Annotated in this window: 18 protein-coding genes and 1 tRNA gene; 14 read left to right on the top strand and 5 right to left on the bottom strand. The window is 54.6% G+C overall.

Translation table 11 applies throughout. The annotated features are described in order from the left end of the window. Positions 1-49: 49 nt before the first annotated feature. Positions 50-1,438 (bottom strand): sugar porter family MFS transporter, encoded by a 1,389-nt coding sequence (locus tag QN215_RS08620; RefSeq protein ID WP_369343903.1) that lies wholly within the window; start codon positions 1,436-1,438, stop codon positions 50-52. 921 nt (positions 1,439-2,359) lie between these two features. On the opposite strand from QN215_RS08620, the gene QN215_RS08615 reads away from it, so the two are divergent. Then, the gene (locus QN215_RS08615; RefSeq protein ID WP_369343902.1) at positions 2,360-4,036 is read left to right on the top strand and encodes a xylulokinase; all 1,677 of its coding nucleotides are present in this window, start codon (positions 2,360-2,362) and stop codon (positions 4,034-4,036) included. Between the two features lie 41 nt (positions 4,037-4,077). Then, complete coding sequence (locus tag QN215_RS08610) at positions 4,078-4,770, top strand: L-ribulose-5-phosphate 4-epimerase (RefSeq protein ID WP_369343901.1); 693 nt, start codon at positions 4,078-4,080, stop codon at positions 4,768-4,770. Between the two features lie 217 nt (positions 4,771-4,987). On the opposite strand, the gene QN215_RS08605 is transcribed toward QN215_RS08610, so the two are convergent. After that, a tRNA-Lys gene (locus tag QN215_RS08605) sits at positions 4,988-5,061 on the bottom strand. A gap of 179 nt (positions 5,062-5,240) precedes the next feature. Between QN215_RS08605 and QN215_RS08600 the strand changes: the two genes are divergently transcribed. The 4 genes from QN215_RS08600 (at position 5,241) to QN215_RS08585 (ending at position 8,568) form a co-directional block, all read left to right on the top strand. Continuing rightward, the gene (locus QN215_RS08600; protein ID WP_369343900.1) at positions 5,241-5,972 is read left to right on the top strand and encodes an MIP/aquaporin family protein; all 732 of its coding nucleotides are present in this window, start codon (positions 5,241-5,243) and stop codon (positions 5,970-5,972) included. Positions 5,973-6,123: 151 nt separating this feature from the next. Next, on the top strand, positions 6,124-7,191 hold the full coding sequence (locus tag QN215_RS08595) for a glutamate--tRNA ligase family protein (RefSeq protein WP_404978531.1): 1,068 nt from the start codon (positions 6,124-6,126) through the stop codon (positions 7,189-7,191). Positions 7,192-7,280: 89 nt separating this feature from the next. Then, entirely contained in the window at positions 7,281-8,102 is an 822-nt protein-coding gene (locus QN215_RS08590) for a YggS family pyridoxal phosphate-dependent enzyme (RefSeq protein ID WP_369343898.1), read from the top strand. A gap of 118 nt (positions 8,103-8,220) precedes the next feature. Further along, on the top strand, positions 8,221-8,568 hold the full coding sequence (locus tag QN215_RS08585) for an acylphosphatase (protein WP_369343897.1): 348 nt from the start codon (positions 8,221-8,223) through the stop codon (positions 8,566-8,568). Positions 8,569-8,851: 283 nt separating this feature from the next. Here QN215_RS08585 and QN215_RS08580 read toward each other — a convergent pair whose 3' ends face one another. Further along, the gene (locus tag QN215_RS08580) at positions 8,852-9,406 is read right to left on the bottom strand and encodes a type 1 glutamine amidotransferase domain-containing protein (RefSeq protein WP_369343896.1); all 555 of its coding nucleotides are present in this window, start codon (positions 9,404-9,406) and stop codon (positions 8,852-8,854) included. A gap of 213 nt (positions 9,407-9,619) precedes the next feature. Continuing rightward, the gene (locus tag QN215_RS08575) at positions 9,620-9,985 is read right to left on the bottom strand and encodes a hypothetical protein (protein WP_369343895.1); all 366 of its coding nucleotides are present in this window, start codon (positions 9,983-9,985) and stop codon (positions 9,620-9,622) included. A 260-nt stretch (positions 9,986-10,245) separates the two neighbouring features. On the opposite strand from QN215_RS08575, the gene QN215_RS08570 reads away from it, so the two are divergent. Both QN215_RS08570 and clpB read left to right on the top strand, forming a co-directional pair. Next, a complete protein-coding gene (locus QN215_RS08570; RefSeq protein ID WP_369343894.1) occupies positions 10,246-11,061 on the top strand; it encodes a fumarylacetoacetate hydrolase family protein in 816 nt (271 codons plus the stop codon). A gap of 297 nt (positions 11,062-11,358) precedes the next feature. Further along, positions 11,359-14,091: an ATP-dependent chaperone ClpB gene (gene clpB / locus QN215_RS08565; protein ID WP_369343893.1), complete on the top strand. Its 2,733-nt coding sequence runs from the start codon at positions 11,359-11,361 to the stop codon at positions 14,089-14,091. Between the two features lie 103 nt (positions 14,092-14,194). Here clpB and QN215_RS08560 read toward each other — a convergent pair whose 3' ends face one another. Next, a complete protein-coding gene (locus QN215_RS08560; protein WP_369343892.1) occupies positions 14,195-16,174 on the bottom strand; it encodes an HAD-IC family P-type ATPase in 1,980 nt (659 codons plus the stop codon). A gap of 175 nt (positions 16,175-16,349) precedes the next feature. Between QN215_RS08560 and QN215_RS08555 the strand changes: the two genes are divergently transcribed. Genes QN215_RS08555 through gatB form a run of 6 tightly spaced genes read left to right on the top strand, consistent with a single transcriptional unit; the run spans position 16,350 to position 22,646 of the window. Beyond that, positions 16,350-17,768 carry a DNA recombination protein RmuC gene (locus QN215_RS08555; RefSeq protein ID WP_369345123.1) on the top strand — a complete coding sequence of 473 codons (1,419 nt, stop codon included), beginning with the start codon at positions 16,350-16,352 and terminating at the stop codon, positions 17,766-17,768. A gap of 14 nt (positions 17,769-17,782) precedes the next feature. Then, entirely contained in the window at positions 17,783-18,493 is a 711-nt protein-coding gene (locus tag QN215_RS08550; RefSeq protein ID WP_369343891.1) for an orotate phosphoribosyltransferase, read from the top strand. Next, positions 18,490-19,215, top strand: coding sequence for a TrmH family RNA methyltransferase (locus QN215_RS08545; protein WP_369343890.1), 726 nt, complete (start codon positions 18,490-18,492; stop codon positions 19,213-19,215). The genes QN215_RS08550 and QN215_RS08545 overlap by 4 nt, the downstream gene beginning before the upstream one ends. Before the next feature lie 46 nt (positions 19,216-19,261). Continuing rightward, positions 19,262-19,558, top strand: a complete 297-nt coding sequence (gene gatC / locus QN215_RS08540) for an Asp-tRNA(Asn)/Glu-tRNA(Gln) amidotransferase subunit GatC (RefSeq protein ID WP_369343889.1) — start codon at positions 19,262-19,264, stop codon at positions 19,556-19,558. Between the two features lie 8 nt (positions 19,559-19,566). Next, positions 19,567-21,123, top strand: a complete 1,557-nt coding sequence (gene gatA / locus QN215_RS08535) for an Asp-tRNA(Asn)/Glu-tRNA(Gln) amidotransferase subunit GatA (RefSeq protein ID WP_369343888.1) — start codon at positions 19,567-19,569, stop codon at positions 21,121-21,123. A 20-nt stretch (positions 21,124-21,143) separates the two neighbouring features. Beyond that, positions 21,144-22,646: an Asp-tRNA(Asn)/Glu-tRNA(Gln) amidotransferase subunit GatB gene (gene gatB / locus QN215_RS08530; protein ID WP_369343887.1), complete on the top strand. Its 1,503-nt coding sequence runs from the start codon at positions 21,144-21,146 to the stop codon at positions 22,644-22,646. Positions 22,647-22,823: the final 177 nt, after the last annotated feature.

Raw genomic sequence — 22,823 nt, 5'->3', positions numbered from 1 at the left:
TGGCCTGCCTGAGTGAGCTAAGCACCCAAGCAGGCCAGATATTGATCCCTTATTTTCCAGCCAGTTCGAGCTCGAGTTGTTCAAGGGGCTTCTGCTTGGTTTCGGGCACCAGAACGTAGCAGAAGATGAATGCAAGCACACCGAAGGTTGCAAGTCCAGCGAATGCTACGGCCATGCCGAATGCAGCGACCAAGATTGGGAAGAACTGCGCGATGATGAAGGTGAAAATCCACTGGGACAATGTGTCAGCGGACGATCCCAGTCCGCGGATGCGAGTTGGGAACAGTTCACCAGGGAGCACATATGAAATGGTTCCGAAGCTTGCTCCCCAAGCGATGACGAAGAGCAGCAGCAGTGACACTAGGAATGTTCCGTTTGGTTGAGCAAGCGTAAAAAGCCATGAAATCAGTCCCAAGAAAACCGCCATCATCGCAGATCCGAGCAGCAACAGGGTTCTTCTGCCAAGCTGATCGATCAGCCAGAGGGAAAGGAGTGCGCCCAATACCATTGCGCCTCCGACCAGTATCGTACTTTGCACGGCGGCATTGGCGCCAAAACCGGCTGTCTTGAAGATTTCGGGAGCGTAATAAAATACCGCGGTGATGCCTGTCAGCTGCATGAAGAATGGCACGCCAGTAACGATGAGAAGACGCTTCCTCATCTTCGGAGCCCATATCTCAGAAATCTTGGGCTTCTCTTCCGACGCGATCACCACATTGATTCGATCAAGTTCACCCTCCACATCTGTTGAATCGGAAACCAGACGACCGATCGATGTTCTGGCGTCATCAAGACGACCTTGCTGCACAAGCCAACGGGGGCTTTCGGGAATGAATTTCAGGCAGATGACAAGGGCTATGGCCGGGATGATGCCCACGATGAAGGTGGAGCGCCAGCCGTAATCGATATTCCATGCTTCGGCATGAGCGCTGATGATCATTGCGCTGACGACGAAGATGACCAAATTGCCGATGCAGCTAAACAGCTGGTTGAACGATACCAAACGACCGCGAATGCGCGCCGGTGCGATTTCGGCGATGTACAAAGGGGCGACCGTCGTTTCCAATCCGATCCCGATGCCGACAATGATGCGAAGCGCGACAAGAAAGCTGACGTTTGGAGCAACCGCCTCTCCCGTGGCACCAATCATGAATAGCGTAGCCACCATTACCAGAACTTTCTTTCGACCGATCCGGTCGGACAGTCGCCCTGCGAAGATGACCCCCACTATGCAGCCTACGGTCAAGCAGGAGGTGACCCAGCCCATGCCTGCGGCCGACAGTGAAAACTTCGTGGTAATGTATCCGATCGATCCTGAAATACTGCCGTTGTCGAATCCAAAAAGAAATCCTCCGATGGAGGTTATCACTGAAACGAGAACGACAGTGCCGGTGGATTCGCGCGATCTCTTTGCGATGCTGGTTGTCTTAGTAGCCATAATAGAATGTGTCCTTTCGCAACATTGCGGTTATGAACATAGTCATGCGATACGAGCTGACGTATCGGAATGAGTGTTTTTGATGGAAGCTGGTATGTGGTCAGTGTCCGAATGCTCATCCGAATCGTCTATGACCTTGGATGTTGGGATATTCGATGACCGTTTGCGTACGAGCACAATGTGCGTCGTGCCCTGCGTATGTCCGCTGTTTCACCTTTGGTGATGTCACCCGCGAGGATGGGTGAGAATCAGCCTTGCGTACATGGTGGTGTTGATGCCATGGCCGCATTTCGTCACCCGATCTGATAGGTTGTGGTTCCTCTGATATCCAGCGGTATCGGTAGTTATAGCATCCGATGACATACTTGTCTCCAATCGTCATTGATTCGAGGGCTTTATTGTTTCCCCTCCCACATAGCAATGTACGCAAATCATCCCAATTGCGTTTGCTGGTGAGCCACGCGCCCTCTCTGGTGGTGTATGTGAATGGTGTCCCAAGGCCACCAAACACCTGCATATAGTAGTTTCGAATGCAACGACGCGATCAAGACCTATCCAAATATGCACATATGGCAGCATTGATGCTCATATGGACTGATATGATGTTCGTGGAGTGTGATTATTTCAACAGTTCTGTCGTCTACAGCATCCTCAATCACCTGTGGATGGGTGACGCCATTATCCAGAAATGCTTGCAATATCAGGGAAATCAGTGCAAAGAACCGTGTCGGTGGACTGACGAATTGAGGAAACGCCGATGAATTATCGAACATTCTCCATGTGTGAATTCTTTTTCCCGTTATTTATATCCGTGTTACGATTCGCTTATAAAGGTGAAAACATTGCAACTCATGCATTGCAGCATGCGATGATTTCGCTTTCTGATTGTTGTTGATCACAATAGCGAAGGAGCAGGTGACGATGGCGTCACAACAGGAAGATTTAGAACATAGCAGTTCGAGGCAAGTAGAAGCCATTGCAGAGAAGATTCGGGCAGGCAAGACGGCGCTGGGTGTGGAACTCGGCTCGACCCGGATCAAGGCGGTGCTCATCGATGACACCTATGCCACCATCGCAGCTGGTGTTTTCGAATGGGAAAACCATCTTGAGAACGGGTTGTGGACCTACTCGCTCGAGGAGGTATGGCACGGTCTGCAGACTGCCTACGCGTCCATGGCGTACGACGTCGAAAACGCCTACGGCGAGAAACTTACGCGTGTCGGCTCTATGGGAATTTCTGGAATGCAGCACGGTTATCTCGCCCTCGATGCCAATGGACAGCTATTGGTGCCGTTCCGTACGTGGCGCAACACGAACACGCACGATGCGCATGAGAAGCTGTCCAAGCTATTCCAATACAACATCCCCGAACGTTGGTCCATCGCCCATCTGTACCAGGCGATTCTCAACCGGGAGCCTCATGTGCCGAAGGTGGCCTCGTTGACGACGCTGGCGGGCTATGTGCACTGGAAGCTGACCGGCAACAAGGTGGTTGGGGTGTGCGATGCGTCAGGCATGTTCCCGATTGATCAGGACACGAAATACTACGAGAAGGATCTGCTGGCCAAATTCTCAGCGATACCAGAAGTTGCAGCGCAGCCTTGGCATATCGAGAATCTGTTGCCCACGCCGCTGGTGGCAGGCCGGGATGCCGGCCGATTGACGGCCGAGGGCGCTCAACTGCTCGATCCGACCGGTACCTTGCAGGCGGGCATCCGACTCGTCCCGCCCGAGGGAGACGGAGGCACCGGAATGGTAGCGACGAATTCAGTGCGCGTGCGTACCGGCAACGTCTCTGCGGGAACTTCGATTTTCGCCATGGTCGTATTGGGACGCAAACTGAAGCACCCACGGCCAGAGATCGATTTGACCGTTACACCGGTGGGTGATCTGGTGGGGCAGAGCCATGGCAATAACTTCACGTCGGATCTCAATGCGTGGGTCGGGCTATTCAGCCAGTTTGCCCACGCAGCCGGATTCAAGGTAGACATGGGCACCTTGTATGGAACGTTATTCCGCGCGGCGATTGGCGATCAGGCTGATGCCGACGCTGGCGGATTGCTCAACTACTGCTTCTATTCAGGCGAGTTTTTGGCTAACCTCGAAGAAGGCCGGCCGGTGTTCGCGCGTGGGCCAGAGGCGCACATGAATTTGGCGAACTTCATGCGTGCCCAGCTGTTCAGCGCATTCGCGCCCGTCAAGATTGGCATGGACGTGATGATCCGCGAAGAGCATGTACAGGTCGATTCCTTGGTGGGTCATGGTGGAATCTTCGCCACCCCCCGCGTTGCGCAGAAAATATTGGCCGCAGCCTTCAACACTCCGATCAAGGTGATGTCTACGGCTGCTGAAGGTGGTGCGTGGGGCATGGCTGTACTGGCCGATTATCTATGGCATCGCGACGTCGCGTTGGCTGACTACCTCGATGAGCGTGTGTTCGCTGGCGCAGCGTCGACCACCGAGAATCCAGACCCGCGGGATGTGGCTGGATTCGAGCGATTCTTCACCCGCTTCATGAAGGGCTTGACCATCGAAAAGGCGGCGATCGACGCAATCCCTCTCGAAGAAAATCATGAAGATGCAACGCAAACTGAGTAGTTCTGCAGTGATCCCAACAACACCATAAGGAGAAGATAATAATGGTTTCTTTAGCTGATTTTGGTCCCGAGGTTCGCGCCGAGGTCAAACAGGTGCGTGAGGTGGTGTCAGATTTGCATAAGCAACTGATCACCTGGAATCTGGTCGTATGGACAGCCGGCAATGTGTCACAACGTTTGCACACCGCCGATCTGATGGTGATCAAGCCGTCAGGAGTGCGCTACGAGTATCTGACCCCGAGTTCCATGGTGGTCACGGATCTGCATGGCAACGTGGTTGACGGTACCGAGTCTCCTTCGACGGATACGCTCTCGCACGCCTACATCTACCGTCATTTGCCGGATGTGTATGGTGTGGTGCACACGCATTCCGTATACGCTACCGCTTGGGCTGCAGCGGGGCTTGACGTTCCGCCAGTGCTGACGTTGATGGGTGACGAGTTTGGTGGCCCGATTCCGGTGGGTCCCTTCCGGGAGGTAGCTTCGGAGGCGATTGGTGAGGCAGTAGTCGAGACCTTGAAAAAGTATCCGAAGTCGCCGGCCGTCCTGATGCGCAATCACGGCCCATTCACCATCGGCAAGGATGCGGAAGCTGCCGTCAAGGCTGCGGCCGTGACCGAGTGGGTGTCGCATACGATATGGGCGGCGCGTCAATTGGGGGATCTCACTGAGCTTCCGCAAGCGGACATCGATAAACTCAATGACCGCTACACCAACGTCTACGGCCAACACTGAAGACCGTCGATACGGAACACCACAACCTGCGGTAAAGACATACTGGACTGACCGATAGAAATATCAACCGATAGAAACAATCAGTGGTGTAAAGGATTTTCAGAACGTTCCGGTCTGTTTGCTGAGCATGGTCTGTTGGGCACGCCGGAGGTATGTTGGTTCTGGCCGAATGTATGACAAATCCCCGCAATCTTTCGACTGCGGGGATTTCGGCTTGTGCCCCCACGGGGACTCGAACCCCGGACACGCTGATTAAGAGTCAGCTGCTCTAGCCAACTGAGCTATAGGGGCGTTGACACTTCTTGAGCCGAGTGACAACAATACACTGTTTTGTGACGATTGCAACTCTGTACGGCGTTGTGTCGTGAAATCTTGTTGTACACTCGTTCTGGAGAGCCGCACTTCGTAGTGTTTCGAGGCTGCACATCCCCATTCATTCCATCTCGTTGCACCTGACTACAGGAGTTGTTGTGCATTATCCCCTCATAACTGAATTGATTGCAGAATTTATCGGAACTGCATTACTGATGGTTTTTGGCAACGGAGCCGTTGCCAACGTAGAGTTGAAAGGCACCAAAGGCTTCAAATCCGGATGGGTGACGATTGCCATGGGCTATGGTTTCGGCGTCATGTTCCCCGTGCTGATGTTCGGAAGTGTCTCTGGAGCTCATATCAACCCAGCAATGACGATTGCCCAGGTTGTCGTTGGCATGTTCCCCGTATCGAATTTGCTCCCATATATCGCGGCTCAGCTGCTGGGCGCGCTGGCGGGTCAGCTCATCGTCGTGGCGACCTATTACCCGTATTACAAGGCCACCGAGTCTGCAGATTCCATCTTTGCAACGTTCTCAACGACTGATGCGGCGCAATCTCGCAGCAATTACTTCCTGAATGAGTTCTTTGGAACGTTGATTCTCGTTCTCGGAGCGTTGAGCTGCCTGATTCTCCCCTGGGGAGCGAAGGATCCTGCCGCTGCCTCGATTGTCGTCGGCTTCATCGTGTGGGGTCTGGTCACTTCCATGGGTGGACCGACTGGCCCCGGACTGAATCCTGCACGCGATCTGATGCCACGTTTGCTCCATCAGTTGCTTCCTTTCCCCAACAAAGGATCATCTCGGTGGAATGAGGCCTGGATTCCTGTCGTTGCGCCCATTGCAGGGGCTATAGTGGGTGCAGAAATATTCCATAACTGCATTGTTTGAGAGCTTGTCTGAGAGCGTTTCTGGGAGGTCGTCTGGAGCATTGTCTGAGAGCGTGTCAAGGCATAATGATCGTACGTTTGTCGAGCGCGCCTCCGGTTCTTCTGCCCACGCGTCTCGTAGCCCAGGGGATACTGCAGCGGATGAATCTCAAATCAGACCGGTTATTGGCCGATTTGCACCGTCGCCGACGGGCCGGATGCATGTAGGCAATGCGTATGTCGCTTTGGCTGCCTGGTTGGCTGCGCGTGCAGCGCACGGTCGGATTCGTTTGCGCATCGAAGATATCGATGTGGAGAGAAACCGACCGGATGCTGACCGATGGATTATGGACGACCTGTCGTGGCTTGGTCTGGACTGGGATGGTGATGTCGTTTATCAGTCGCAGCGTATAGATTGCTATGACGAAGCCTTGCAGCGATTACAGTCACAATGGCTATGCGATGAGAATGACGAAACTCCATCCGCAGCTGGAAAACAGCCACTGGTATATCCATGCTTCTGTACGCGGGCTGATCTCAAGGCTGCTTCCGCTCCCAACGCTGGCGATGGTTTTCGGGTGTATGCCGGAACTTGTCGAAGGATTCCTTCTGCTCGGCGCCGCCTGCGCGTTGCTGCAGGGGACAGATACGCGTTGCGAGTCGCAGTGCCGCAAGATTGCCATGATTCGTGTGCGAAGGTTGATGTTGTGGACAGCGTGTATGGTCCTCAGCACTTCAATCTTGCTCGAGATATTGGCGATACGGTTATTCGTCGCTCCGATGGTGAGTATGCCTATCAGTTTGCCGTAAGCGTCGATGACAGGGCGATGGGGGTGAATCACATCGTCAGAGGCAGGGATCTTCTTCCATCGACAGCCATTCAGCAGTGGATCAAGCAACATTTGGGTACCGGGGACGGGGCCTCTTCGACACCAGTATCTACCGAGTATCTTCACCTGCCCTTGATCGTGGATGCAGGAGGCCGGCGACTGGCCAAGCGCCATGCCGATCTGGACCTCGGAGCGCTGAGAGAGCGTCATGTGGAGCCAGAGCTTGTGATCGGATGGTGCGCGTACTGGCTTGGTTTGATCGACTGCCCATATCCATGTCAGGCAGCCGATCTGATCGCGAAGTTTTCCACAGCACGCTTGAATCGTCATCACGAGGATATTCACTTGCATTCACAGTCGTTGCAAGCCATGGGAATGTCATGGGAACAAGGCCGGAGCTTGCTGGGATAGGTGATTTCGAGTGAGCGCGATAGCCTTGGGATTCAGGGATATCAAGGGATATCCATCAGAGCAGGACAAGGTTGATAAGGGGCGTTCATATGGTCTCCTATATGGAGCATATTGATCTTTCGAATCAGAAGGTAGAGGCACAGAGAGCAGCGCAAATTCGTGACAACGTTGCGACAGTCATGGATAGGATTCATGCCGCTGAACAGCAGGCGGGGCGTTCCAGTGGAGAGGTGAAGCTGCTTGCCGCCACAAAAACGCGCACCGTCGGTGAGATCATGGCAGCAATCGATGCCGGTGTGCATCTGATTGGTGAGAACCGACCTCAGGAGGTCACCGCCAAGGTTGAAGGTCTGCAGGCGCTTTGTGCTCAGCGGGGTCTCGCGCTCAATCCAAAACCTCATGATGCTACAGACGATATGAGCGCAAGGGTGGGATTCCATCTCATCGGTCAGCTGCAGGCCAACAAGATCAACAAAGTCATTGACCATGTGGGAACCATCGAATCGGTTGACAATCTGCAACTGGCAGAGCGTATCAGCAAGCGTGCAGTTGCACGAGATCTGAACATCGGCATTCTTCTGGAAGTCAATGAATCCGGCGAATTCGCCAAGTCGGGATGTGAACCAGACAAGGCATTCGAACTTGCCTGCACGATGGCAACACTGCCAGGATTGCAGCTGCAGGGATTGATGACGATAGGCGCTCATGTGGACGATGAAGCCACGATTAGAAAGGGCTTTGCACACTTGCGCACGGTACGAGATGCCATTCTGCAATCCGGGGAACAGGGCACCGGGAGCTGCAGCGAACTCTCGATGGGCATGACGCACGACATGGAATACGCGATACGTGAAGCTTCGACCATCGTTCGCGTTGGCACTGCTATCTTCGGACCAAGGGCATTTATCTGATTCAGGGCCTCACTGTTCTGCTGTGTCGCCGGGATTGATTGCTCCCGTAAGCCATTGAACGGCAGCGAGCCATTATGCAGCAGCGATACATCGTGCAGCAGCGGGAAGGGGATTCGATATGAAGGTTGAAGAGCGTTTATTGTCGGGGTTGCGCAGCCATAATCGAAAGCAGGGTGGCGTCATGGATATCAAACCTCAGCCCATTCGCATTCATGCTCAGGTTGTCGGCATGGTTCAGGGTGTCGGTTTCCGCTATTCTGCATTGAGATTCGCAGAACGCATTCAGGTGACCGGCTGGGTTCATAATGAGCATGATGGCTCGGTTGTCGTCGAGGCCCAAGGCGATGAGGATGCGGTCGACCGCATGACACAGTGGCTTCACGAAGGGCCTGACTGGGCGAGAGTCGATACCGTGAGCATTGAACGAATCCACCCGGTTTCTGAGCGCAGATTCATCGTGCGATAGGCTTTCGCCCGGACGATCCGAGTTTCTCAAGACTTCACTGTGGGAAAATGGGGATAACGAGGGGCGATGTCGCCCCAGAAGCTGTCTCAAACCCGCCATCAAGGGGCATGTTGCACAGCGATTGCGAGTTTTGCGGCAATTCTCAAGTATCACAACCTAAAATCGGCTGATCCACGTCCACAATTCAACGAATATCGCGGTCTATACTTCATCATTGCCGCAAAACTCACCATCGCGATGAAATTGGGATGAAACAGGAGCCTCTGATTCGTTCAAACGGGTTTCAGGCGCTCAAAGTGCTTTCGATGGCATCGACGAAAGCGTCCAGATCGTCTGGTTTGCGCGATGTGATCAAACGCCATTCCTGAGAATCGTCAATCAGGACTTCCTGGTCACGATATACGCCGTCGGAGTTTTCAACATCGGCTGCGATGTAGCGGCAGCTGGTAAGTGTCTTGCCTGATGTGAGTCCAGCGTTCACCAGAAGCCATGGTCCATGGCATATGGCGGCGATGGGTTTCTTGGCCTTCGCGAATTGCTGAGCCAAAGAGATTGCCTTGGGCATGATGCGCAGACGATCAACGTTGCATGTGCCTCCAGGAACGATCAGCATGTCGAAATCCGCGGCATCGACATCGTCCAGCAGTGCGTCCGGCTTGACCTTTTCGCCCTCGTAACGGTCATGTTTCACGGTTTCAACTTCATCGAGGCTTGGCGCGGCCAGTGTGACGTGTGCGCCTGCCTCGCGCAGATCTCGCAGTGGACGTGTGAGTTCGGTTTCTTCGATGCCCCAATTGTTGACAACGATCAAAGCTTTTGCCTGTTGCAGTGAACCCATGTTCAATCCTTTCTCGTCGCTTGGTGCCTATTGCTTTTAAGAGTTTGATGTCTGGTGTTGCCCACTTCAATACTGCCAGCTTGTGATGCAAACTTCATCTGGCATGACGTAACTGTGTTAAGAGCGAACATGTCCGGTACTGAGCGTTTGAGACTGCTCTATTCGGATGCGGGACTGGGCTGCGTCTGCTGCGTCTGTTGTGCCGACTTGTGCCTACTGATGGTCTGCAGTGGTAGCGATCTTCTGGATTTCTGAGGTCAGATGTGAAAGCCATGCCTTGTCTGTGCCTGTGGCCAAGCTTGTCGCAGCGGCAAAGGAAACTATGGTAATGATTCCTACGACAATGATGTACGAAGTAAGCTTAACGATGGTTCCTTTGGGATCCTGCTGAGCGCTGTTCGTGGGTGCGTGATGTGCCTGATTCAACGTCTCGTTCGATAGCTCATGTGACGTCTCATGCAACGTCTCACGCGATGTCTCCTTCGATGATTCGTTCAATGGTTCATTCGACACCTCAGTTGAGGTTTCATGTGGCAATGAGGAGCTTGAATCCTTATCATCGGGTGTCCTCTCTGACATAAGATAATCCTTTCCGATGTTGGTAGGCTGGCGTGGCGCAGATCCCCTCTGCTCGCCACAGTACAAGAATATGCTCCAATGCTTTCAATGCAATACTGTCAATACCGTAAATACTTTCAATACTATGGTCAAAACCGGCAACGTGCTGCCAGCGTCTCCAAGCATTGTTGATATGCTCCCATAACGGTACCGGCAGAGTCTACAGTGGCGGCTTGTGGCATCGTTCCCGGCATGGAACACGGTGGGGATATGCTGGTGGCATGAGAATTGCACGTTTTTCATTGAACGACCAGCCACAGTATGCCTTCGTTCAGCACGATGATACAGACAACAAAGACTATCTGATATGCCTCGATGGTTATCCATTGGGCGCAAAACCGGTGAGCCCGACCGGTGAGCGCCATGCCCTGGATGAAGAGGGTATCCGTCTGCTCGCTCCGGTTATACCGTCGAAGGTATTTGGATTGGCCAAGAACTATGCTGCACATGCCAAGTTCATGGCGGAAGCCGGGCAAGCCCCAACCCCTGTGCCACCGGAGCAGATGGTGATCTTCTCGAAGCCATCGACATCGGTCATTGGTCCTGACGATCCGATCGTTTACCCGGACTTTTCGCATAACATGAACTTTGAGCCTGAGCTTGCCGTGGTGATCGGCCGCATTGCCAAGCATGTGTCTGAAGCCGACGCGATGTCGTATGTGCTGGGCTATACATGCGTCAACGACGTAACCTTGCGTGATCTTCAAGGCGGCGATCCAATGTGGACAAGGGCCAAGGGCTTCGACACCTCCTGCCCGCTAGGACCATGGATTGAGACCGACGTCGATTATGCCAACACCAAGATCTCGTTCTCGCTCAATGGCAAGGACGTTCCTGAAGCCAGCGGCACGACAGCGCAGCTCATTCATTCGATTCCTGCTCAGATATCGTTCATTTCCAGTTTCTCCACCCTGCTTCCCGGTGATGTCATCATGACGGGAACCCCGAACGCTTCCATGGAATTGCGTCCCGGCGACGAGCCGGTCGTGCACATTGAAGGTGTCGGCAGTCTGCGTAACGTCGTGGTTCACGCCTAATACGGGGGAAAATTCCGCCATATTCAACCTATTCCCAAAACTTGAGTGATAACGACTCAAGTTTTGGGAATATTTTTATGCGTGCATGGTTGTTCATAACAGAACACGGTTGTCATACACAGAGGTCATACATCAGGGTCATGCACGGTGGTCATAGTGGTTACAACGGCCACCCTGGCGCAGTCAATGACGCGGATAATGACACTGACAATGACATAGACATATGGTTGGCGCCGAACCCAGATATGGGCATGCAATCGGGATGTTGCCGGTGCTGGCCAGCCTTTTGGAGGAAATATGGAACAGAAATTCACCACCTTGGCACAACAGGCAATCGGTGACGCAATTCAAAGCGCCTCCGCAGCAGGCAACGCGCAGGTCGAGACCCTGCATCTGCTTGATTCCTTGTTGCGCCAGCAAGGGGGAGTCGTCGGGGCGCTGCTCAAGGAAGCGGGCGGTGACTCGCAGAACATTGGTGCTCAGGTGCGCCATGCGCTCGTCGAGCTTCCGGCAGCAAGCGGTTCAAGCACAGCTCAGCCACAGGCGAGCCGTCAGCTCACCGTAGCCCTGACCCAGGCTGAGCATGAGATGCAGCAGATGGGGGATGATTACGTCTCTACCGAGCACCTGCTCATAGCCATAGCAGTAGGACCCTCGCAGGCTGCGGATATCTTGTGCGAGTCCGGTATTACGCCGGAAAGTCTGCGCACAGTGATTCCAAGCGTGCGCGGGGGAGCGAAAGTCACCAGCCCCGATGCCGAAGGCAATTACAAGGCTTTGGAGAAATATTCCTCTGATCTGACGGCTCAGGCGAAGGAAGGCAAGCTGGATCCTGTTATCGGCCGTGATCGGGAGATTCGCCGCGTTATTCAGATTTTGAGTCGCAGAACCAAGAACAATCCTGTGCTTATCGGTGAGCCTGGTGTCGGCAAGACGGCAGTTGTGGAAGGGCTTGCCGAGCGCATCGTTGCTGGTGACGTGCCGACCGGTCTGCAGGGCAAGAGGCTGGTTTCCCTCGATCTGGGGTCGATGGTTGCGGGCAGCAAGTACCGTGGCGAATTCGAGGAACGACTGAAGTCAGTGCTCAAGGAGATAGAGAGCGCCAATGGGGAAGTCATCACCTTCATCGATGAGATTCACACCATCGTAGGCGCGGGAGCTGCTGAAGGCTCCATGGATGCGGGCAACATGCTCAAGCCCATGCTGGCTCGTGGAGAGCTCCGTCTTATCGGTGCCACCACTCTCGATGAATACCGTGAGAACATCGAGAAGGATTCTGCACTAGAGCGCAGATTCCAGCAGGTGTTCGTCGGTGAGCCATCGGTTGAGGACACGGTTGCCATTCTTCGAGGATTGAAGCAGCGGTACGAGGCACACCACAAGGTGACGATCGGAGACGATGCCTTGGTTGCGGCGGCAACGCTCTCGAACCGATACATCACCGGCCGCCAATTGCCTGACAAGGCGATTGACCTGGTCGATGAGGCGGCAGCCCATCTTCGTATGGAACTCGATTCGCAGCCTGAGGAAATCGATGAGCTGCAGCGCAAGGTGACGCGCCTTGAAATGGAGGAGATGCAGCTGAAAAAGGCTGAAGATCCTGCATCCAAGGACCGTTATGAGAAATTGCAGTCCGATCTGGCTGACACGAAGGAAAAGCTTGGTGGCATGACTGCTCGGTGGAATGCCGAGAAGGCTGGACACAACAAGATCGGTGATTTGCGCGCTCAACTGGATGCCAAGCGCGTCGATGCGGACAAGGCGACGCGTGAAGGCAACCTTGAAGAGGCTTCGCGCATTCTCTACGGTGAAATTCCAGCGATTCAGAAGGAGCTGGCCGCTGCCGAGAACGCTGCGGACGAATCCAATGAGCAGCATGATGGGAACACTGAGGAAGGTGCCGACATCGCAGGCGGGCCAGCAGAGGAGCCCATGGTTCCCGATCATGTCGATGCGGATTCCGTCGCAGAAATCGTGGCCGATTGGACCGGCATTCCGGTAGGTCGTCTGCTGCAGGGTGAGAATGAGAAGCTGCTGCATATGGAAGAAGCCTTGGGCAAGCGCGTCATCGGTCAGAAGACTGCGATCAGCGCTGTATCCGATGCGGTTCGTCGCTCCCGTGCAGGAATCTCCGACCCTGACAGGCCAACAGGTTCATTCATGTTCCTCGGCCCTACTGGCGTAGGAAAAACCGAACTTGCGAAGGCGCTCGCGGACTTCATTTTCGATGATGAGAAGGCTATGGTGCGTATCGATATGAGCGAATACATGGAGAAGGCATCGGTGTCTCGGCTCATTGGTGCGGCTCCAGGCTATGTCGGCTACGAAGAGGGTGGCCAGCTCACCGAGGCCATTCGTCGCCGTCCATATTCGGTTGTGCTGTTCGACGAGGTGGAGAAGGCCAATCCCGAGGTGTTCGATATCCTGCTGCAGGTTCTTGACGATGGCAGGCTCACCGATGGACAGGGCAGAACCGTGGACTTCAAGAACACGATTCTGATCATGACCTCGAATCTGGGTTCGCAGTTCCTGATTGACGATTCACTCGATGCGGAAGCCAAGCATCGTGCCGTTATGGATGCGGTGCACGCCCACTTCAAGCCAGAGTTTCTGAACCGACTCGATGAGATGGTGGTGTTTGATCCACTCACGCGTGAGGAATTGGCTGGAATCGTCAACATTCAGGTCAGCCAGGTTGCTGCGCGTCTGACCGATCGCAGAATCACGCTTGACGTGACGAATTCTGCTCGCGAATGGCTTGCAGACGCAGGATATGACCCTGCCTATGGTGCGCGTCCACTGCGTCGTCTGGTACAGACCGAGGTTGGCGACCAGTTGGCAAGAATGCTGCTTGCTGGCAAGATTCACGACGGCGATACCGTGCTGGTCGATCAGACGGGCGGTGAACATCTTGAACTCACCGCATGGCCGACCGACACGCTGGTCAGCGATGATGCTGCATCCACAGGCAGCGGCAACGATGTGCACATTGATGGAATCCGCGAGGATCCGCCATCGGGGAGCAGATGATCTGCCATCTTGGCACTTGCTGACTGAGGTGCTAGAACACTTGGGTGCTAGAACGCTTGTGCGCTAAAACATCCGAGTGCGAGCACCTCCGCACGATGCTTCGCTAGGCTCTGGTCACGATATGTGGAGTTCGATGAACAATGTCGGACTCCACATATTCCCATGTGTGCCTGATATCGGTCTTTGAAAGACGATGGGCGTTGATGATGACGCACACGAGCGAACATGTCATTGCCAACCCGGCTATGGCAGGCGTGAGCAGCCAGCCGGTGAAGGGATAGAGAATGCCCATCGCAAAGGGTATGCCCACCACGTTATAGATCAATGCCCACACGAGATTCTCGCGCATATTGCCCATGGTCTGTCGAGAAAGCGATATGGCATGCAGCACGCCCTGCATGTCGCCACTGAGAATCGTGATGTCGGCTGACTGCATGGCTTGCCGGGACGCTGTGCCAAGGGCGAACGCGATGTCGGCCTCCTCGAAGGCCAAGGTATCGTTCTCGCTATCGCCAACCATGGCAACGAGTCCATCCCCCGAGCTCTGGTTGACGAAGTGACGTATCCATTGAGCCATGTCAGCATTGCGCCCGTGAAGTGACGAGGGAGACTCATGCTCACCATCAGCCTGCGTGTCAGCCTGCGTGTCAGACTGCATGCTTGCAGAGTTTGGCTGATCCAGGGGAATGATTTCGTCTACGCCAAATTCGGATGCCTGACGCATGGTCTCGGCGCTCGTGTCGTGCGTGAACATGCCAATCGATATGCCCGCCTTGTGCAGCGCTGCCGAGCTTTCCTTGGGGTTTCTCGTGTCGTGTGCGGCGAGCATGTCGGATTCGAAGAAGATTCTGGTAATGTTGCGAGCCTTTGACAGTGACAGGCCGGAAGACATGAGAATGCCTTGGGTTGCGCCCAGATTCATCGCTACAAATGCTGAGAGTGGTGTCGCCAGGGCGAGGGCACAGGGGCAGGCAACGATCAGTACGCTGATTCCTGTGACCAAAGCATGCGAAAGACGCGGCTGCGGTCCGACGACAATCCAGATCGCGAAGGTCCAGATGGCCAGAATGATGACTGCGGTGACGATGATCCTGCTAAGTTTACGAGCGAGCGTCTGCAAGGGTGCCGCAGTGCTGCGAGCCTTGGAAACCAAGGTAATGATGTGTCCGAGAACGCTGTCCGAAGCGACGGCTGTGACTTGCACAAGCACCGAACCTTGCACGATGAGTGACGTGGCACAGACCTTGCCGCCATGCTCAACACGAACGGACTGACTGTTTCCTGTTATCGAGGAGTCATCAATCCGTGCAGTGCCCTCAATTACCAGACCGTCGGCTGGGATGCGTTCGCCAGTGCTGACGAGTACCATATCGCCGGATTTCAATGTCGCGCTTTCGGCGTCCTCGACATGGATGTCATCGAGACTGGAACTGCCATTCGCGCTGTTGCCCTTCGTATGGTTGCCCGCTGTCAGAGCAGCAGCAACATCTGCGCTGACCTTATGGCAATGTTGCGGATACAGTCGCTGCAGCGCGGAAACGGCTTCGCCGGAACCGGCGCGAACTTTGTCTCCCAGAAGTTTGCCAAGCAAGACCAGGGTGATGATGATGCCCACCGATTCAAAGTAGGGATCCTGCGATCCGACGGGCAACACATCGGGTGCAAAGCACACTGCAAGGCTGTAAAGATATGCTGCCCAGGCTCCGAGGGAAACGATGGAATTAATGTTGGGTGCGCGACTGACTATGCCACGCCAGCCATTCTGATGAATGGTTCTGCCGCAATAAAACATCACCGGTGTAATGAGTATTGCCTGAATCCAAGGGCTGCGAAGCCATTGAGGCACCAAGATATCGCTGATCAGGGGAAGCATGATGATCAGGAAGACCGGTAGCGTCAGAATTGCCGCGATGATGAACAGACGCTGTGTCACGGCAATGTCGTCACGAGAGTTCTCGTCGGATGGTTCACTGGTCAGGTTGCTGCTGATCCGTCCTTTCGGGAAGAAGAACCACAGGATGAGCCAGGTCAAGGCTCCTGCAACGACTATGGTGATTCCAAGCATGAATATGTCGAATCCCATTCATCCTCCCTGCGAGTGTTCGGCAACTCGTTTTCGTTGAACGATGGCTGCAATGCATGGGCATCACAGCCATACTCCCATCATCTTCTCACTGTTTGCTGGCCGATGGCGTGAAGTTCAGGCTCAAATGTGCGGATATCACGAAGCGTCCACACTTGCTGATTTGATAGAACATATGTTCGAAAATGCTTCATCTATCATCGTGCTCCTTGGCGTAGCCGTGATCACTGCCCTGCTTGGCCTTGCCATTGGCTGGCTGCTGGGAAAGAATCAAGGGTCCGCACATGCCGAGAATGGCAGCGCTGAAAGCCTGAGTCAACTGCAGACGGAATCAGCAATGCTTAAGGATCGCCTTGAGCAGGCCAATGCCGGGGTCATTCAGTTCAAGACTCAGGCCACTGCATTGCAGGAGCAGCTGGTCTATGTGAAGAATCAGCTGAATCGGGCGCAGGACGATGAACGCATGAGACTGCAGCATGAGCGGGAACGGGCAGAGGCTGAAGCCGAGAAGAAGCGCGAAGAGCAGGCAAAAACCTTGCAGGAGCAAAGCAAGGTGCTCAGTGCGCTGGCACCTGTGCAGAAGAATCTTGATGCCCTGCAACATAAGGTAACGCAGATTGAAGAGGGTAGAAAGCACGAGATGGGCGCTCTCGACCAGCAATTGAGGGGACTTGGCGAGCAGCAGCTGCGACTCGGTCGAGAGACGAGCTCGTTGGCATCTGCGTTGCGCAACAATAAGGTTCGAGGGGCATGGGGCGAGGCTCAGCTCAAGAATATCGTCGAATCTGCGGGACTGCTTGAACATGTCGATTTTGATACGCAGGTCGTGGTCGAAGACGGCGACGGTAAGGTATATCGTCCGGATATGGTGGTGCATCTTCCTGGCGGTAAAAGCATTCCCATCGATGCCAAGGCTCCATATTCCAACTATCAGCGGGCGTGCGAGATTCCGGATACGGCTTCGGAGGATGAAATCAATCGTCGTTCGGAACTCTTGAAGGCGCATGCGAAGGATCTGCGCGAGCATGTCAGGGCATTGGGCGACAAGGCGTACTGGAATGCGTTCAAAACGGCTCCTGACTTTGTTATCGCCTTCATCCCCAATGAATCACTGCTGCAGGCGGCGTTGGAATCCGATCCAGCATTGATGGATGACGCGTTTAATCGCAAGGTTGCACTTACCTCGCCGGTAACGCTCTGGGCTGTCCTGAAATCCGTCGCATACGCATGGCAGCAGCAGAGCTTGAGCGATGATGCCAATACCTTGTTCGAGTTGACCCGCCGTTTGTATGACCGCCTCTACACCTTGGGATCGCACGCCAGCGCACTGGGCAAGTCAATCAGCAATTCAGTCAAGGCATATAACAAGTTCGCAGCGACGCTCGAATCTCGGGTGCTGGTCACCGCCCGCAAGCTCGAGAAACTCGACAGTTCAAAAGTCATCGCAGAGGTGAGCCCGATAGAACCCAATAATGCCGATATCAGAGAGCTCACGGCAGCTGAACTGGTCGATCCTGACGACGTTGACACTCATGACGACGTTGATACTCAAAACGACGGTGAAACCAGCGATGGCACCGTCTCGAACTCATGAGCTAGGCTGTAGCCATGAAGTCGAAACATGGTTCAGAAGCATTGAGTGACGATTCTCGCACGATTCTTGCCACAAAGCTTGCGCAATCCATAGAGGGCAAGGCATTCAGCGAACTGGCTGATGTCACCTTCGAACATCGTGGTGCGATGCTTGTCGGCAAGGTGTTGATCGAGTCATTGCAGCAACGCGGGTACGGTCTTTCAGATTTTGATGCGGTGGGGGCGCTCACCTCGGCCGCTGTGCCGATTGTCGACGCGATTATTCATGCAGCCAATGCACAGGGTGCCGCATTGAACGCATTCGTCATGGATTTCGTGTATCCCAGCATCAAGGGACCTTCCATAGCGGGGGAAAGGGTGCTGCTGGTCGATTCATGGCTGAGCGAGAAATCATATATTCAAACCTCTTCGCTGGTTACCTTGCGCGATGGCAATGAACTGGGACTTGACTTTGGCATCATCGCCAAGGAAGGTGCCACGGTTGTCGCCATTGCCAGCCTGATTGGATCACGACGGCAATTCGAACATTCGCCCAAGTCGGAGTCGAGTTCACAGACATTCACAATTGAAGCCGTGAATCCAACGACGCAGGAACGTGCACAAATTCCGTTTGTCATGGTATTTGACGAAGACGCATTGCGATTGATGTCTCCTGCCGATGCGGCAACGACCGCTGAATCTGAGCCTGCTGAATCCGAACACGGCACGAAGGATGTTCAAGCGTGAGGGAACCTAACGAAGTGACGAAGGCAGCCCTGGCCTCAGGAGAACCAGACTTTCGCCCCATAGGCGTAGGTCCATGGCAAGAAACACATCCAGATGAACCCCGACCGGACGATCCCGATTCCTCACAGTTCGACCCACGCTTCGATACAGAACTGCTCGATGAGGGCGATCATCGCAACGTTCTTGACCAATACCGCTACTGGACGGTCGAGGCGATCCGAGTCGATCTGGACCATAAGGGACGGCATGGTTTTGAAGTGGCGATTGAGAACTGGACCCACGATTTCAACATAGGTTCGATGGTCAGAACCGCAAACGCATTCGCTGCCCGAACCGTGCATATTGTCGGTCCTCACAAGTGGAATCGCAAGGGTGCGCTGATGACGGAACTCTACCAGCATGTCGAACATAGCCCCAGCATCGAAGCTTTGATAGAAGAAATCCGTGACAGAGACGAACACGACCATGTCCGCACCCGAATCATCGCCATCGACAACGTTCCAGGGTCGGTTCCCATCGAATCCTACAGCTTTGCGGAGCATTGCCTCATGATTTTCGGTGCCGAGGGTCCAGGCCTGTCACGCAAGGCTCTTGAACTGGCCGATGATGTCGTGTACATATCGCAGTACGGTTCCGTTCGCTCAATAAATGCGGGCGCAGCCGCCGCGGTCGCCATGCACGCATGGATAGCGCAGCGTGCAAAACCGGCGTATAACTCGTAAACCCTGGGTCAGCTCTGTGTCACACTGAACACATATGATGTGGACTATGCCAACATTCACACGTGAAGAAATCGAGCATCTTGGTGATCTCGCCCGTATCGCGTTGACTGATGAAGAAGTCACGCGAATGCAAGGCCAATTGAATGTGATCGCCGATGCCATTGCAAAAGTCCAGGAAGTCGCTTCAGACGATATCCCACCAACCGCAAATCCGGTACCTCTTGAGGCGTATCTGCGCCCAGACGTTGCCGCAACGCCGTTGACCCAGGAGCAGGCTTTGGCGGATGCGCCTGCTACCGAGGATGGCATGTTCGTTGCACCGCGCATCATGGGTGAGGAGTGAACTCGAGTATGTCATCACAGGATAATTCCAGACTGAACGATCTGGTCACACTGTCGGCAGCCGAAATGGCTGAAAAAATACAGCATAATGAAGTTTCAAGCCGTGAACTGGTTGAGTCGGAGCTGAAGGTCATCGAGTCAGCCGAGCCAAGTATCCAAGCCTTCCTGCATGTTTCCAAAGATGAGGCCTTGAAACAGGCCGATGCCTTCGACAAGAAGCATGCGGCCGGAGAGACCGAAGGTCTGCCGGAACTGGCCGGCGTGCCTATCGCAATCAAGGACATGATCGTCACCAAGGGCATTGAGACAACAGCTGCCTCGAAGATTCTTCAGGGTTGGGTTCCACCATACGATGCAACCGTCATCACGAAGATCAAGGCAGCAGGAATGCCGATCCTGGGCAAGACGAACCTTGATGAATTCGCACAGGGCTCATCAACCGAGCACAGTGCCTACACCACAACCCATAACCCTTGGGACACCGAACGGGTTCCCGGAGGTTCCGGCGGTGGTTCGGCTTCAGCTGTGGCATCCTTCGAAGCTCCGCTCGCTTTGGGTACCGATACTGGCGGCTCAATTCGACAGCCTGGCGCACTCACCGGCACGGTCGGCGTTAAACCCACCTATGGCGGGGTGTCACGCTTTGGTGCCATTGCCATGGCTTCCTCGCTTGACCAAATCGGTCCAGTGTCACGAACGGTTCTCGATTCCGCACTGCTTCACGAACTCATCGGCGGCTACGACGAACATGATTCCACATCCATCCCCAAGTCTCTGCCATCAATAGTGAAGGCGGCCCGCGAAGGTCAGAAGATGGACTTGAAGGGCATGAAGGTTGGCCTTATCAAGGAGATTTCGGGCGAGGGATTCCAGCCCGGCGTGCAGGCTCGCTTTGACGAGGCGTTGAAGGCTCTCGAGAACATGGGTGCCGAGGTCGTTGAAGTCTCATGCCCGCACCTGTCCTATGCTCTTGGCGCGTACTACATCATCATGCCTTCCGAGGTATCAAGCAATCTTGCCCGCTACGATGGCATGCGCTATGGTCTGCGCGTGATGCCTCCTGAGGGCACCGACCAGACTGCGGCCAATATGATGGCAGCCACGCGTGAGGCTGGCTTTGGCGACGAGGTCAAGCGCCGCATCATTCTTGGCACCTACGCACTGTCCGCCGGTTACTACGACGCATGGTACGGTTCGGCGCAGAAGGTCAGAACGCTGATCATTCGTGACTACGAGAACGCGTTCAAGCAGTGCGATGTGCTGGTCTCTCCGACCAGTCCCAGCACCGCATTCAAGTTCGGTGAAAAAATGAACGATCCTCTGACCATGTACCTGGAGGATGTTGCCACGATTCCTGCAAACCTTGCAGGCGTGCCAGCCATGTCCATCCCTGCGGGCTTGAGCGACGATGGGCTTCCCGTTGGATTCCAGTTCTTCGCACCGCAGATGCGCGACGATCTTATGTACAAGCCCGCCGCAGCACTCGAAGCGGCGCTCGATCAGTCACGCGGAGGCCCGATGCTGCAATCCATGAAGACCCCATGGCTTGAGAGCCTCGCCAAGTAAGCATCGTAAAGGAAAGAATCATGGCTGATACATTGATGAAATTTGCCGATGCCGTCAAGAAATACGATCCGGTATTCGGTCTCGAAGTCCACGTCGAGCTCAGTACGAACACGAAGCTGTTCTGCCCGGCGCACATTGAATTCGGTGGCGAACCAAACTCGCAGTTGACGCCGGTATCGCTCGGCCTGCCTGGTAGCTTGCCCGTCGTCAACAAAACCGCAATCGACTACGCAATCAAGCTTGGTCTCGCATTGCACTGCGACATTGCCGAATGGAGCCAGTTCGCACGCAAGAACTACTTCTACCCTGACATGCCGCGCGACTACCAGATATCCCAGTATGACAAGCCCTTGAACGGCAACGGATACCTTGACGTCGAACTGGATGACGGCGAGATGTTCCGCGTACCGATCGAGCGTGCACACGTTGAGGACGACGCTGGCAAGAACACGCATGTCGGCGGTGCCGATGGCCGCATCGAGGGTGCGGACCATTCCCTCTGCGACTACAACCGTGCAGGCGTGCCGCTGATTGAGATCGTGACCAAGCCTGTCGAGGGTGCGGGCGCACGGGCCGCAGAAATCGCAGGAGCCTATGTTCGCACGATTCGTGACATCGTTCGTGCACTGAACATTTCCCACGCTCGGATGGAGCAGGGCAACATGCGCGCCGATGTGAACATCTCGCTGCGCAAGACGCCACAGGATCCATTGGGCACGCGTTCCGAAACCAAGAATGTGAACTCATTCAAAGGCATCGAGAAGACACTCGTATACGAGATTCGCCGTCAGGCCGCCATTCTCGACAAGGGTGGGGAAATCCTTCAGGAGACCCGTCACTGGGATGAAGCCTCGCAGACCACAGCCGGTGGCCGTGTGAAGTCCGACGCCAACGATTATCGCTACTTCCCCGATCCTGATCTGGTCATGGTCCACGTCACCAAAAGCCATATCGATGAATTGGCGGCGCATATGCCAGAAATGCCGCGTGAACGCAGAGCACGCTTGAAAGCCGAATGGAAATTCTCTGATCTGGAGATGCGCGACGCGGTGAACGCAGGAGCGCTTGATCTGATCGAAGAGACCGTGAAGGCTGGAAGCGATGCGGCTGGCGCTCGCAAGTGGTGGATGGGCGAACTGTCCAGAATCGCCAACGAACAGGGTGTGTCGCTCGAAGAGCTTTCGATCACGCCACAAGACGTTGCCGATGTTCAGAATCTGGTGACCGCTGGCAAGCTCAACGATAAGCTCGCCAAGCAGACCGTAGCTGGCGTGCTCGCCGGTGAGGGAACGCCTGCCGAGGTCGTTGCCAAGCATAACTATCAGGTTGTTTCTGACGATGGCGCGTTGGAAAGTGCCGTCACGGAGGCTTTGGACAAGAATCCAGACATTGCTGACAAGCTGCGTTCGGGCAACATGAAGCCGATGGGAGCGATCATCGGTGCCGTGATGCGCGCAACGCATGGCCAGGCAGATGCCAAGGCCGTCAGCAAGATCGTGATGCAGAAGATTCATCAGGGTTGATTCGTGGCCTACGCTTTCCGCCGGTTATGATCGGAAACGGCTGGGCACGACCTGAACGTCAGGTTGTGCTCGGAAGTTTCTCGATGATCGGCGGAATGCAAAGGTACTTTTTCAACGATTCTACGTTGGTTATACCAACGGTGGAGATACCGCAGTACTATCGTATCGGATAAAAAA

This window comes from Bifidobacterium sp. WK041_4_12 (genome assembly GCF_041080795.1).
Classification (GTDB): Bacteria; Actinomycetota; Actinomycetes; order Actinomycetales; family Bifidobacteriaceae; genus Bombiscardovia; species Bombiscardovia aquikefiricola.
Note: the sequence above shows the minus strand (reverse complement) of the source record. Positions and strands in the feature narration are given on the sequence as shown.